At 62.4% G+C, this 13,325-nt stretch carries 10 protein-coding genes; 2 read left to right on the forward strand and 8 right to left on the reverse strand.

All coding sequences use genetic code 11. The features are described from left to right. The first annotated feature begins 4 nt into the window (after positions 1-4). Positions 5-1,804 (forward strand): glycoside hydrolase family 15 protein, encoded by a 1,800-nt coding sequence (locus tag HCN50_RS27485; RefSeq protein ID WP_171713026.1) that lies wholly within the window; start codon positions 5-7, stop codon positions 1,802-1,804. A 318-nt stretch (positions 1,805-2,122) separates the two neighbouring features. Here HCN50_RS27485 and HCN50_RS27490 read toward each other — a convergent pair whose 3' ends face one another. The 8 genes from HCN50_RS27490 to HCN50_RS27525 all read right to left on the reverse strand — a co-directional run bounded on the left by HCN50_RS27490 (position 2,123) and on the right by HCN50_RS27525 (position 11,028). Next, the gene (locus HCN50_RS27490) at positions 2,123-2,926 is read right to left on the reverse strand and encodes an HAD family hydrolase (RefSeq protein ID WP_171713027.1); all 804 of its coding nucleotides are present in this window, start codon (positions 2,924-2,926) and stop codon (positions 2,123-2,125) included. Beyond that, a complete protein-coding gene (locus HCN50_RS27495; protein WP_171713125.1) occupies positions 2,923-3,411 on the reverse strand; it encodes a gluconokinase in 489 nt (162 codons plus the stop codon). Before HCN50_RS27495 ends, HCN50_RS27490 begins: the two co-directional genes overlap by 4 nt. A 29-nt stretch (positions 3,412-3,440) precedes the next feature. Continuing rightward, positions 3,441-4,190 carry a 6-phosphogluconolactonase gene (pgl, locus tag HCN50_RS27500; RefSeq protein WP_171713028.1) on the reverse strand — a complete coding sequence of 250 codons (750 nt, stop codon included), beginning with the start codon at positions 4,188-4,190 and terminating at the stop codon, positions 3,441-3,443. 3 nt (positions 4,191-4,193) lie between these two features. Further along, positions 4,194-5,705: a glucose-6-phosphate dehydrogenase gene (gene zwf / locus HCN50_RS27505; protein WP_171713029.1), complete on the reverse strand. Its 1,512-nt coding sequence runs from the start codon at positions 5,703-5,705 to the stop codon at positions 4,194-4,196. A 6-nt stretch (positions 5,706-5,711) separates the two neighbouring features. Further along, the gene (gene gnd / locus HCN50_RS27510; protein ID WP_171713030.1) at positions 5,712-6,707 is read right to left on the reverse strand and encodes a phosphogluconate dehydrogenase (NAD(+)-dependent, decarboxylating); all 996 of its coding nucleotides are present in this window, start codon (positions 6,705-6,707) and stop codon (positions 5,712-5,714) included. A 12-nt stretch (positions 6,708-6,719) separates the two neighbouring features. Beyond that, positions 6,720-9,566, reverse strand: a complete 2,847-nt coding sequence (locus HCN50_RS27515; protein ID WP_171713031.1) for a bifunctional transaldolase/phosoglucose isomerase — start codon at positions 9,564-9,566, stop codon at positions 6,720-6,722. A gap of 345 nt (positions 9,567-9,911) precedes the next feature. Continuing rightward, complete coding sequence (locus HCN50_RS27520; protein WP_171712895.1) at positions 9,912-10,226, reverse strand: hypothetical protein; 315 nt, start codon at positions 10,224-10,226, stop codon at positions 9,912-9,914. A gap of 103 nt (positions 10,227-10,329) precedes the next feature. Further along, complete coding sequence (locus tag HCN50_RS27525) at positions 10,330-11,028, reverse strand: hypothetical protein (protein WP_171713032.1); 699 nt, start codon at positions 11,026-11,028, stop codon at positions 10,330-10,332. A 349-nt stretch (positions 11,029-11,377) separates the two neighbouring features. On the opposite strand from HCN50_RS27525, the gene HCN50_RS27530 reads away from it, so the two are divergent. Further along, positions 11,378-13,321, forward strand: a complete 1,944-nt coding sequence (locus HCN50_RS27530; RefSeq protein WP_171713033.1) for a PrkA family serine protein kinase — start codon at positions 11,378-11,380, stop codon at positions 13,319-13,321. Positions 13,322-13,325 lie beyond the last annotated feature (4 nt).

A 13,325-nucleotide genomic window follows, 5' to 3' on the forward strand; every position in this document is an offset into this window, starting at 1 on the left:
AATCTTGCCGTGCCGTATTGAAGATTATGGGCTGATCGGCGATTGCGAAACGGCGGCACTGGTCGGCCGTGACGGATCGATCGACTGGCTGTGCTGGCCGGCATTCGATTCCGACGCCTGCTTTGCCGCGCTTCTCGGCACCCCAAAACATGGCCGCTGGCTGATCGCACCAGCGCAGGAAATCACCGGCACCTCGCGGCGGTATTGGGACAATACCCTGATCCTGGAGACGCGGTTTGAGACCGCCGACGGCGCGGTCGATCTGATCGATTTCATGCCGCCACGCGGCAACGCTTCCGACGTGGTGCGGCTGGTGCGCGGCGTTCGTGGCCGGGTCAGGATGCACATGCAACTGGTGATCCGCTTCGGCTTCGGCATTGATATTCCCTGGGTCAAGAAAAGCCAGGACGGCTCGGCGCTGCTGGCGATTTGCGGGCAGGACATGACGGTGCTGCGGACGCCGGTCGAGACCCGCGGTGAGGACCTGACGACGGTCGCCGATTTCGAGGTGGGCGAGGGCGATACCATTCCCTTCGTGCTCACCTACGGCCCCTCGCACCTGCCGGTGCCGAAGCCGATTGACCCTTCCTATGCGTTGAAGGATACCGAGGCGTTCTGGAACGAATGGTGCAGCCGCTGCAGCTACCAAAGCGAGTATCGCGATCTCGTGATGCGCTCGCTGATCACGCTGAAGGCGCAGACCTATGCGCCAACTGGCGGCATTGTGGCCGCGCCGACGACGTCGTTGCCGGAAAAGCTCGGCGGCGCCCGAAACTGGGATTATCGCTTCTGCTGGCTGCGCGATGCCACCTTCACACTGCTGGCGCTGATGAACTCGGGCTACACCGAGGAAGCTTCCGCCTGGCACCGTTGGCTGTTGCGGGCGGCTGCCGGCTCTCCCGCCAACATGCAGATCATGTACGGCATCATGGGCCAGCGCCGCCTTCTGGAATGGGAAGCCACATGGCTGCCCGGCTATGAAGGCGCAAAGCCGGTGCGGGTCGGCAACGCCGCGCATGCGCAATTGCAGCTCGACGTCTATGGCGAATTGATCGACGCCTTTCACCAGTGGCGCGTGGCCAAGCTCGAAATGGATGAAACCAGTTGGGCGGTGGAATGCGCCGTGCTGCAGCATCTTGCCGGACGATGGGACCAGCCGGATCACGGCATCTGGGAGCGTCGCGGCGCGGGCAAGCATTACGTTTCGTCGAAGGTGATGACGTGGGTCGCGTTCGACCGCGGGATCAAGAGCGCCGAAACGTTCAACCTCAAGGCGCCGCTTGTGAAGTGGCGGGTGCTGCGCGACGCCATTTGCGCCGACGTCTGCGCGAACGGCTTTGATGCCGAGCTGAACTCATTCGTCGAATCCTATGGCTCAAAGATGCTCGATGCCTCTGTCCTGCTGCTGCCATCGGTCGGATTTTTACCGCCGCAAGATCCGCGCGTCCGCGGCACGTTGGAGGCGACGGAACGGTATCTCATGCGCGACGGGTTCGTGCTGCGGCACGATCCCCGTGAAGCGGAGAAACAGCCGGCTGAAGGCGCGTTCCTCGCCTGCACGCTGTGGCTGGCGGATGCCTATGTTCTGGCGGGTGAGTTCGCCAAGGCACAGGAGCTGTTTGACCGCGTGGTCGCAGTCGCCAACGATCTCGGCCTCTTGGCCGAGGAGTACGATACGGTGGCGCGCCGTCAGACCGGCAATTTCCCGCAGGCGCTGACGCACATCGCGCTGATCAACACTGCGCACAATCTCAGCCTGGCCAAGAAATCAACCGAGAAGCCGGCGATGCAGCGCTCGAAATAGGGATCGAGGCCGGTAGGGTGGGCAAAGGCGCGCGAGCGCGCCGTGCCCACCATCTCTCCAGTGACGCCGATGGTGGGCACGCCGCGCTTTGCCATCCTACGATTCAGCGCAATGCCGCTGAGCAAGTCGCGCGAGCCGGCGCCCTTCTTCGCCGCGGCGGGCTCGGGCTGGGGTGAGCCTGCCTTCATGGGAGGAGACGGCGGTCGGGCACCGGCTCGCGCTTGCCGTCGTGCCGGACGACAGAAACGGATTCGTCGCGCGAAGACTTTGAGAAATCCTCGATTTATCCTTCAGGCGCGCTTGATACGCTGGCTCGTTCTATCCGAGCTGGAGCACCGTCTCGATCGCACGCGCAAACCCGTCGCGCTCGTTGGTGTCGGTCACATGCGTCGCGTGACTTTTGATGTTGTCGGCCGCATTTCCCATCGCAAACGAAACGCCGCTCCGGGCAAACATCGGCAGATCGTTTTCCATATCGCCGATGGTGGCGACGGCCGCGGCCGGAATGCCGAGCCGCCTGATCATGGCGTCCACGAAGGTGCCCTTGTCGTGACCGGGCGGCGTGATATCGAGGTAGTAGGTCTGCGAGCGGACCGCGGTCGCCTCTTGGCCGACGGCGTCCCGCATCGCCGCCTCGCAACGCTGCAACAATGCGGCATCCGAACTGGCGCCGACGATTTTGCAGGCTTCGGGCAGATACGGCGTGAAATCGGGAATTACGGTCGGATCGGCCTTGATCGCGCGCTTCTCGAGTGGAACGTACTCGCCGTCAGGATTGCGCGTGTACCAGTGCCGGTTGGTGAACAGCCAGATATCGACACCGAACGCATTGAGCACATCGAGGCTGCGCTGTGCCACGGCGGGGACGAGCAAATGCTGTTCGATCGGCCTCAATCCGGCGTCGACGATCGCGCTGCCGTTGAAGGCGCCGACAGGAAGCGTGATCGAAAGCGACTCGACCAGAAAACCCATGCCGATGGTTGGGCGGCTGGAGACAATGGTGAAGCCTATGCCGGCCGCGTGCAGCCTGCGCACGGCCGCCTTTGCGCTCTCGGTCAGAATCTTGTCATGCGTCAACAGGGTGCCGTCGACATCGGAAACTACGAGTGCAATGCGGGTCATTGGGGAACCAGGTTCAATTGACTGACAATTTCATCCACGATCGCTTCAACCGGCGCATCGATCGACACGATGATCGGCCGCTCGTCGGCGCCCGGCCGCTCCAGTGTCGCGAACTGGCTCGTGAGCAGTCCCAGCGGCATGAAATGCCTCTTGCGGGCGGCAAGCCGCGCCGCGATCAGATCCTGCGTACCGTCGAGAAAGACGATCCTGATATCGTCGCGGCCATGCACGAGAATGTCGCGATAGGCTCGCTTGAGCGCCGAGCAGGCGATCACGGCGCGCTCGCCGGATGCCGAGAGGCGGTCGATCTCGTCGGCAATCGCCTTGAGCCACGGCCAGCGGTCCCCATCGGTGAGCGGATGGCCGGCGCTCATCTTCGCAACGTTGCCCGGCGGGTGGAATTGGTCGCCGTCCTCGTAGCGCCAGCCGAGGCGTTTGGCGAGATGATCGGCGATGGTGCTCTTGCCCGAACCGGAAACGCCCATCACCACCAGCGCGCAAGGAGTGCTGTCGCTCAACCAAAATCCTCCGGAAGCGCTTCCCGGTCGACCAGCCAGATCGTCTCGCCGGTCGATCGCGCGCGGTTGGCGGGCAGGTTCTCGCCTGCAAAGAGGCGCGTCAAGATCGCGCGCTTGGGCCAGCCGGCAACCTCGAACAGCATTTCGCGGCAGGAGGCAAGGGTTAGTAGCGTGAGGGTTACCCGCGGGACGAACGGTTCGACATTCGCGCGTGGTACGCCGACCACCCAGCGCGCGGTCTCGTCGAGCGCGGGATCGCCGGGAAACAGTGATGCTGTGTGGCCGTCGGGACCGACGCCCATCAGCACGAGATCGAACAATGGGCGGGCCCGATCGAGCGTATCGGCTCGATAGAACGATCGCAGCTCCTCTTCGTAAAGCGAAGCCGCGCGGTCGGGATCGGCGGGGTCGGCGGTTGCGGTCGGAATCGGATGGATGTTTGCGGCCGGCGCGCATTGATCCAGGAAAGCCGCTCGCGCCAGCCCCATGTTGTTGAGCGGATCGTCCGCCGGCACGAAGCGTTCATCGCCGATGAACCAGTGTACGCGCTGCCAGGGAATCCGGCTTCGATAGGTCTCGGTCGCGAGCAGTTGATAGAGCTGTTTCGGGCTCGAGCCGCCGGTCAGGCAGATCGCGACGCGGCCGCTGTTCTCCGCTATTCTGGCCAGCACGCGTTCAGCCGCGGCCATCGCCAGCGCCGCTGCGTCGGCGACCCCTATCACACGGCGCTGCTCGTTGGCCGTCATCGCTCACCCGAGCTTTCGCCAGCTTCGGCCGTCGCGGCTCAACAGCTCGTTGGCTTCCTCGGGACCTTCGCTGCCGGCCTTGTAAGTCCGCAGACCCTCGACGCCGGCCTTCTTCCAGGCATCGATGAACGGTTGCACCGCCTTCCAGCCGGCCTCGACGCTGTCGGCGCGCTGGAACAGGATGTTGTCGCCGATCATGCAGTCATAGATCAGCGTCTCGTAGCCGGTCGAGGGCTCCGCCTTGAAATAGTCCTTGTAGCGAAACTTCATCTCGACGCCGTCGATCAGGATCGCGGGGCCGGGCACCTTGGTGTTGAACTGCAGTGCGATGCCCTCGTTCGGCGCCACGCCGATCACGAGGTAGTTTTGCGCCAACCGTTCCACCGGCGTGCAGTTGAACATCGCGAACGGCGCCTGCTTGAACTTGATCGCAACTTCCGTCCGCTTGACGCCGAGCGCCTTGCCGGTGCGCAGGTAGAAGGGAACGCCGGCCCAGCGCCAGTTGTCGATCATCAGTTTCAACGCCACATAGGTCTCGGTCGTGCTGCCGGGCGCGACGTCCTCGATCTTGCGGTAGTCGGCGATCTCGGTATCTCCGATCCGGCCGGCCAGATACTGGCCGCGTACCGAATTCCGCAGCGCCTCGGCCTCGCTCTGCGGCTGGATCGCGGCGAGCACATCCGCTTTTTCTCCGCGCACGGAATGGGCGTCGAAGCGGATCGGCGGCTCCATCGTAACCAGCGACAGCAACTGGAAAAGATGGTTCGGCACCATGTCGCGCAGCGCGCCGGTCTGGTCGTAGAAACTGCCGCGATGGCCGACGCCGAGCTGTTCATCGACCGTGATCTGAATATGGTCGATGTGGTTGCGGTTCCAGATCGGCTCGAACATGCCGTTGGCGAAGCGCAGCACCAGGATGTTCTGTACCGTCTCCTTGCCGAGATAGTGATCTATCCGGTAAATCTCATGCTCGTTGACGAGCTTGAGCAACTCGCTGTTCAGCGCCTTGGCCGACGCGAGGTCGGTGCCGAACGGCTTTTCCACCACCAGCCGCCGCCACGCGCTGTTCTCGGCCAGCATGCCGGTACGGCCGAGTTCGCGGCTGATCGGCAGGAAGGCGTTGGGCGGGGTCGCCAGATAGAACAGGCGGTTGCCGCCGGTGTTTCGTGCGGCTTCGAGCTCAGCGAGCCGCTTGCTCATCGCATCGAACGAAGACGGATCTTTCGGATCGGCCTCGATGCACGTCAGGCATTCCAGGAGACGGCGCGCGATCGCCTCGTCCACCGCTTGCGTCGCGAACTGGCGCAGGCCCTTCATCAGGCTGTCGCGCAGCTTGTCGTTAGACATGCCCTTCCGTGCGACGCCGACCAGGCAGAATCTCTCCGGCAGGAGATTGCTTGCAGCAAGATTATAAAGGGCAGGGACGACCAAGCGGTGCGCGAGATCGCCGGTCACGCCGAAGATGACGAAGGAGCAGGGATCGGGCTTCTTCTGTACTGGTTGACCGACCGCCATGACCGCTCACGCCTTCGTGTCAGGTTTCTTCGGTGGCTCCTTGTGTCCACCGAAACCGGCCCGCATCGCGGACAGGATCTTTTCTGCAAAAGTGTGGTCCTTGCGCGAGCGGAAGCGCGCATAGAGCGCCGCCGTCAACACCTCTGCCGGCACCGCTTCGTCGATCGCGGCATTGACAGTCCAGCGGCCCTCGCCGGAATCCTCGACAAAGCCCGAATAATTGTCGAGCGTCTGGTTTTCCGCGAGCGCGGAGGACGTAAGATCGAGCAGCCAGGACGGAATCACGCTGCCGCGCCGCCATACCTCGGCGATATCGGCAATGTCGAACTCGAAACGATGCTCCGGCGGCAGAGCTTCGATACCGGCGTTCTTCAGGATGTCAAAGCCTTCGGCATAGGCCTGCATCAGGCCGTATTCGATGCCGTTGTGGATCATCTTGACGAAATGGCCGGCGCCGGACGGACCGGCGTGGATATAGCCCTGCTCGACGCGCGGGTCGCGGCCCTCGCGCCCCTGCGTGCGCGGGATGTCACCAATGCCCGGCGCCAGCGTCTTGAAGATCGGATCGAGCCGGTCGACCACCGCCTTGTCGCCGCCGATCATCATGCAGTAGCCGCGCTCGATGCCCCAGACGCCGCCGCTGGTGCCGACATCTAGATAATGCAGGCCTTTTTCCTTCAAAGTCGCGCCACGCCGGACGTCGTCCTGCCAGAATGTGTTGCCGCCATCGATGATGACGTCGCCCTTCTGCATCAGCTTTGCCAAGGCCTCGATTGTCGCCTCGGTGATCTTGCCGGCCGGCAGCATCACCCAGGCGGTGCGTGGCTTGTCGAGTTTGGCGATGAAATCCTCCAGCGTATCCGCGCCGACGGCGCCTTCCGCCGCAAGCGCGGCGACCGCCCTGGCGTCCTTGTCGTAGACCACGGCGGTATGGCCATTCTTCATCAGCCGGCGGACGATGTTGCCGCCCATCCGGCCGAGACCGATCATGCCGAGTTGCATTGTCCTGACGTCCTAACTGAGCGCTTCCGAAATCGCGGCATCCAGAGCAGCCAGCCCCGGCCCCAGGCTACCCTTGAGGTGGACGCGCAACGCACGCCTGCCGCGCTCGGTGAGCACGTCAAAATCGCCGCGCGCTTGCGCCGCCTTGATGATGCCGAAACTCGCCTTCTGTCCGGGCACCGGCAGATCCTCGGCATCGTCAGCGGTAATTTGCAGGAACACGCCGCTGTCGGGGCCACCCTTGTAGGCCTGGCCGGTGGAATGCAGGAAGCGCGGGCCGAATTCGGCGCAGGTCGCGAGGCGATGCTTGTCGCGCACCGCGAGCCGCATCTTTTGCAGCGAGCCGATCGTGCCGGGATTTCGCGCCATATAGGCGAGCAGGGCGACATAGTCGCCGCTGTCGGAGCGTGAAAGATGCGCTTTGATCCAGGAACCGAGCGTGCCGTCGGCGCCTGCTTTGCGCAGCGCCGCCGCGTTATGCTCGTCCGTGTAGAGGTCGGCCTCGTCCGTCGAAATCACCGGCTCCTCCGCAGGGAGCGAACCGGTCTTCTCGAACGCACCGGTCAACTCGCGGGTCTTGACCTTGGCGGCTTCCACGTCGGGCTGGTTGAAGGGATTGATGCCGAGAATCGCGCCCGCTACCGCAGTAGCCATCTCAAACCGGAAAAATTCCTGGCCGATGTGGTCGATCGACTTCATGACGATGCGAACCACGGGATGTCCGGCTGCCTCAAGCGCCTTGAGCCTGTCGTCATGCGAGGCGTCGTCCTCGCCTTCGGTCCGGATATCGATGAAGAAGCGGTCGTCGCCGTAAAGCGAAGGGGCGCCGAGCGGTTCGCCGTCGATCGGAATCAGGCCCTTGCCCTCCTTGCCGGTGGATTCGGCAATGAGCTGTTCGGCCCATGCGCCGAAATCGGCCACCTTCGCGGACGAAGTGATCGTCACCTTGTCGCGGCCTTCGAGGCCGGCGATCCCCATCGCGAGCCCGAGCTGCACACCCGGATTTTCATGCGGCGGCACGTCGGCGCCGCAGGAACGCACCATCGCAAGGGTGTGCGCGATCAGGCTGCGCACATCGATGCCGGCGGCAGCCGCCGGCACCAGTCCGAACGGCGACAGCACGGAATAGCGTCCGCCGATCGTGGGATCGCCGTGGAAGATCCGGGCAAAGCCCAGCTTGAGCGCAGCTTTCTCCAGCGACGAGCCGGGATCGGTCACCGCGATGAAACGATGGCCGGCCTTGTCCTTGCCGACCGTCTGGGCGATGCGATCGAAGAAGTAGTCCTTCATCACGTTCGGCTCGGTGGTGCCGCCCGACTTGCTGGAGACGATGAACAGCGTGTGGGCGAGGTCGACCGTGTCCTCCATGGCGCGCACCTGCGCGGGATCCATGGAATCAAGCACGTGCAGCTTTGGAAAGCCCGATTTCTTCGGGAAGGTTTCCGCCAGAACCTCCGGCCCGAGGCTCGATCCGCCCATTCCGAGCACGACGGCGTCGCTGAATTTCTGTCCCTTCACGCGCTGGGCAAAGTCCTCGTAGTCGGCAATGTTGGCAGCAGCAGGACTGTTCAGCCAGCCCAGCCATTTGTTCTCGTCGTCATCGGTCCAGACCGACTTGTCCTTCTGCCACAGACGGCGAACTTTGGCAGACGCGCGCCAGTCCTCGGCGCTCTTCTCGACGGCCTTTCGCATGCCGTCGCCAAGCGCGATTTGCTGCCGGTCGATGCCGCCGCCGAGCGAGGTCGCGCGCTTGTATGCGACCGCGCCGTAGAGTTTGTCGGCGGAGTCTGCGAACAGCTTGACGCCGTCCTTGACCAATTCGGCCGTAATGGCATCGAGCGAGACGCCGGATTTTTCGAGCTCTTCCAGAACGCGCCTTGCGCCCTCGATATCTTCCTCGAGGCTATCCCTCACTTTGCCATGGTCGCGGAACGCATCCAGCGTTGCCGGCGGCACCGTATTGACGGTATTGGGGCCGATCAATTCCTCGACATACAGCACATCGCTGTAGTCCTTGTTCTTGGTGCCGGTAGAGGCCCACAACAGCCGCTGCGGCTTGGCGCCCTTGGCCGCGAGCCTTTCCCATCGGGGGCCTGCAAACAGCTGCTTGTAGTCCTGATAGGCGAGCTTGGCGTTGGCGATCGCGACCTTGCCCTTCAGCGCGCTCAGCCGCTCCTTCTCGCTTGGGTCATTGGCTTTCGCGATTTTCTCATCGAGCTGCTTGTCGACAGCGGTATCGATGCGGCTGACGAAAAACGACGCGACGCTCGCGACAGGCGCGGGATCGCCACCTTGGGCAACGTATTTTTCCAGGCCGGCGATATAGGCCTCAGCCACGTCGCGATAGACGGCTTGCGAGAATAACAGCGTGATGTTGATGCTGATGCCTTCGCCGATCAGGTGCTCGATCGCGGGCAGGCCTTCCGGCGTGGCCGGCACCTTCACCATCAAGTTCTGCCGGTTGACGTCTTTCCAGAGCCGTTGCGCCTCCGCAATGGTGCCCTTGGTGTCCGTTGCCAGATAGGGTGAGACCTCGAGGCTGACGAAGCCGTCGTTACCGTTCAGGCGATCGTATACCGGGCGGAGCACATCAGCGGCATTCTGGATGTCCTCGATGGCGAGCGCCTCGAACAGGTCGGCAACGGGGAGGTCGCCCTTGTGCAGCGCCTTGCCGATCGCGCCGTCATATTCGTCCGAGCTGCCGATCGCCTTTTCGAAAATCGAGGGATTCGACGTCACGCCCTTGACGCCGTCGGTATCGATCAGCGCCTTGAGGTCGCCCTTGGCGACGAAGCCGCGGGCGAGGAAGTCCAGCCAAATCGCCTGGCCGTGGTTTTCGAGTGCTTTGACGGAATTCATGGTGCCTGTTCTGTTCGAGCGGTCAATTTTTAGGTTTTCGGCAAGTTTCGGGGGCAGGGCCGGAAAGTCAACATTTGGTTGGGCGCGCAACTGGATGGAATCGGGCGCTCGAGGACGACAACGCTATGGATGCCGGTTCGATCCCGAAAATGGCCGGCGCTGCCGGCCCCGATACGGCCGGATCGGTCGAACCGGCTTGGACGGCGACACCAATGGGCACGAGCACGAAGTCGTGAACGAGGCAGTCATGAGGGGCAGGCGCGGTGGCGCCGTCGCGCCCTAGTCCAAACAAGGAGCATTCAGCTCGATGGAGCGGGCGAAAGTGCGGCGACCCAATCGCCCAAATCAGCGCTCGTCGTGAAATGTTCGCGTCACCGGCGCGGGTCTCAAGGCCTGATCGATGCGCTTCGACAGATCCGGGCTTGCCGAAGCCGAATGAAACGCCCCCAACGCCTGGCCGTGAATTACCGGCGCGATCGTGAGGTGGCCGGGACCGCCGACGCCATCGAGGTGGTTCTGAATGATGCCGAGGACAAAATTGACCTTGTCGAGATCGTTGAGGTGATAGACCACTTTCAATTTTGCGAGAGGTGCGGCCTCACTGGCCGCGCTGGCGCCAGAGGCGGCAAAGGCTGCGCAGGGCACCGAAACCGCGCCCACAGAACATTGCGTCGACGCATGGCTCCTCCTCGCCTGGGTAATGTGGCTGCTATTTGTGCCTCAGCGCCGCAAGCTCTCTGCGGTCGGTCACCAGGTCGGCACATTAACGCAAATCCGCGCGATCGACATGGAAGATCTTGTCATCCGCGCCGGCAACCAGATCGTTGCTGGCATCGTCGTCCGCCTTGTTGCGCTCCCAGATTTTGATCCGCTCCAGCCGGATCAGCGCCGATTTGTCGTCCTTCATCGCCACCTCAGTGCCGCCGCCTTCGCAATCGACGCCGCAGCCAAGCCGGATTTCGCCGCCGGCATTTTCGGCGACAATGTGATTCCAGGAGCCGCTGGAATCGAAATCGCCCGCGCGGTGGCGATGTTTCGAGCCGAGCCGAAACGAATAGTTGATTGTCATGTCTTCCAGCGCATCTTCTGCCGTCACGAGCAGCTTCATCGCGCTGACTTTCTGGTTCGGATGCTGTGCCGGACGGCTGGCGTCATAACGACGCACGAAGCAGGCATAGGACTTTTGGCTGAATGGGCCACCGAACATCCCGTTGTCGAAGGCTGCGGCTTTCGCCCTGTCGACCGCCCCCTGGGAGTGGCGGCATTGGCTCCGGCGACGGAGGCAATGGCGGCGATCCAGACGTATTTCGTGGCAGACTCGGACTAAACGCGTGGCACCGTACTTTAGTTGCAGTTGGCGCCGGGTGCGTTCACGCCGAGCCGCGAATGAACGGTCGTTAATTTTGGCCCTCTCTCGGCCGGCCGGCCCTCCGGAGGTGACAAAAGACCACGATTCTCGCACCTTTGGGTCGCTCAGAATCCGGAATTTCTCCGCTTTGCGGCGTCAGGCTGCCAAGTCGGCCGCCGATTCGCGCAGCGCAATGCTCGGAATCCCCAAATATCCCTTACCGCCGGCTCGGTATTAGCCCGGTGCAAAATGTTGCAGCACGGATACAACGGGAGCGAAATGGCACCGTATCTTTACGAGGCTAAGCCGCTTAGCACGACTATTGCATTGCATTGTGAAGTCGCTCGCGTGTCCAATCAGTGCATGTGCTGATGGTGATTCGCGAACGGGAAGCCGAGGCGCTCCGACACTGGAACCCTAGTGGTGCGTCCGGCATTTACAGGTGACCATGGAGAGACGGATCATGTACAACGATTCTCTGTTCAATGCTTTCGCCCGGTCCTTCGAAGCTAGAAGCCAGACCGACATGTCGATGGCGGAATATCTCGAGTCGTGTCGAAACGATCCGATGCGATATGCCAACGCTGCCGAACGACTACTAGCTGCGATCGGTGAGCCTCAGATGATTGACACGGCCAAGGACCCTCGCCTTGGCCGTATCTTTTTGAATCGCACGATGCGGCTGTATCCGGCCTTCGCCGGCTTCTACGGCATGGAAGATACGATCGAACGCATCGTCGGGTTCTTCCGCCATGCGGCGCAAGGCCTCGAAGAGCGCAAGCAGATCCTCTATCTGCTGGGTCCGGTCGGCGGGGGAAAGTCGTCGCTCGCCGAACGTCTCAAGTCGTTGATGGAGGTGCATCCGATCTACGTGTTGAAGGCCGGCGACGAACTCAGCCCGGTGTTCGAAAGCCCGCTCAGCCTGTTCGACCCGGAATCGCTCGGGCCGATGCTCGAGGAGAAGTACGGCATTCCGCGCCGCCGCCTCAGCGGACTGATGAGCCCGTGGTGCTACAAGCGCCTCGAATCCTTCGGTGGCGACATCTCGCAATTCCGTGTCGCCAGGATCCAGCCGTCGCGGCTGCGCCAGATTGCGATCGCAAAGACCGAGCCTGGCGATGAAAACAACCAGGATATTTCGTCACTGGTCGGCAAGGTCGACATCCGCAAACTGGAGATCTTCGCCCAGAACGATCCCGACGCTTACAGCTACTCGGGCGGTCTCAACCGTGCCAACCAGGGCATCCTCGAATTTGTCGAGATGTTCAAGGCGCCGATCAAGATGCTGCATCCGTTGCTGACGGCGACCCAGGAGGGCAATTATATCGGGACCGAGAATATCGGTGCGATTCCCTTCACCGGCATCGTCCTGGCGCACTCGAACGAAGCTGAATGGCAGAGCTTCAAAGCCAACAAGAACAATGAAGCCTTCATCGACCGTATCTGCGTCATCAAGGTGCCGTATGTGCTGCGGGTTACCGAAGAACAGAAGATCTACGAGAAGCTGATCCAGAGCTCCGAACTGGCCACTGCACCGTGCGCACCGGCCACGCTGGAAACGATGGCGCGCTTCTCGGTGATGTCGCGGCTGCGCAAGCACGAGAATTCCACCGTGTTCGCGAAAATGCGGATCTACGACGGCGAGAGCCTGAAGGAATCCGATCCGAAGGCGCGCAGCGTGCAGGAATACCGCGATGCCGCCGGCGTCGATGAAGGCATGGACGGCGTTTCGACCCGCTTCGCATTCAAGGTTCTTGCCGCAACCTTCAACCACGACACCAATGAAGTCGGTGCCGACGCGGTTCACCTGATGTACACGCTGGAGCAGGCGATCCGGCGCGAGCAGCTTCCTGACGAAGTCGAGAAGCGCTACCTCGAGTTCATCAAGGCCGAGCTCGCGCCGCGCTACGCCGAATTCATCGGGCATGAGATCCAGAAGGCCTATCTCGAATCCTATGCGGATTACGGCCAGAACCTGTTTGATCGCTATGTCGATTATGCCGATGCCTGGATCGAGGATCAGGACTTCAAGGATCCCGACACCGGACAACTGCTTGACCGCGAGCTGCTCAATCAGGAGCTGACCAAGATCGAAAAGCCGGCGGGCATCGCCAATCCGAAGGACTTCCGCAACGAGGTCGTCAAGTTCTCGCTGCGGTCGCGGGCCCAGAACGGCGGCAAGAACCCGTCGTGGACCAGCTACGAGAAAATCCGGGAAGTGATCGAGAAGCGGATATTCTCCCAGGTCGAAGATCTGCTTCCCGTCATTTCGTTCGGCTCGAAGAAGGATGGCGAGACCGAAAAGAAGCACGGCGAGTTTGTCGCGCGCATGGTAGAACGCGGCTACACCGAGCGGCAGGTCCGCCGGCTGGTCGAGTGGTACATGCGCGTGAAACAGGCAGGCTGAGGCG

Source organism: Bradyrhizobium archetypum, from assembly GCF_013114835.1.
Classification (GTDB): domain Bacteria; phylum Pseudomonadota; class Alphaproteobacteria; order Rhizobiales; family Xanthobacteraceae; genus Bradyrhizobium; species Bradyrhizobium archetypum.

Bases quoted from the DNA above. Each gene is read 5' to 3' on its own strand.
- HCN50_RS27490 (WP_171713027.1), bottom strand. From the start codon at position 2,926: ATGACCCGCATTGCACTCGTAGTTTCCGATGTCGACGGCACCCTGTTG.
- HCN50_RS27495 (WP_171713125.1), bottom strand. From the start codon at position 3,411: ATGGGCGTTTCCGGTTCGGGCAAGAGCACCATCGCCGATCATCTCGCC.
- pgl (WP_171713028.1), bottom strand. From the start codon at position 4,190: ATGACGGCCAACGAGCAGCGCCGTGTGATAGGGGTCGCCGACGCAGCG.
- zwf (WP_171713029.1), bottom strand. From the start codon at position 5,705: ATGGCGGTCGGTCAACCAGTACAGAAGAAGCCCGATCCCTGCTCCTTC.
- gnd (WP_171713030.1), bottom strand. From the start codon at position 6,707: ATGCAACTCGGCATGATCGGTCTCGGCCGGATGGGCGGCAACATCGTC.
- HCN50_RS27515 (WP_171713031.1), bottom strand. From the start codon at position 9,566: ATGAATTCCGTCAAAGCACTCGAAAACCACGGCCAGGCGATTTGGCTG.
- HCN50_RS27530 (WP_171713033.1), top strand. From the start codon at position 11,378: ATGTACAACGATTCTCTGTTCAATGCTTTCGCCCGGTCCTTCGAAGCT.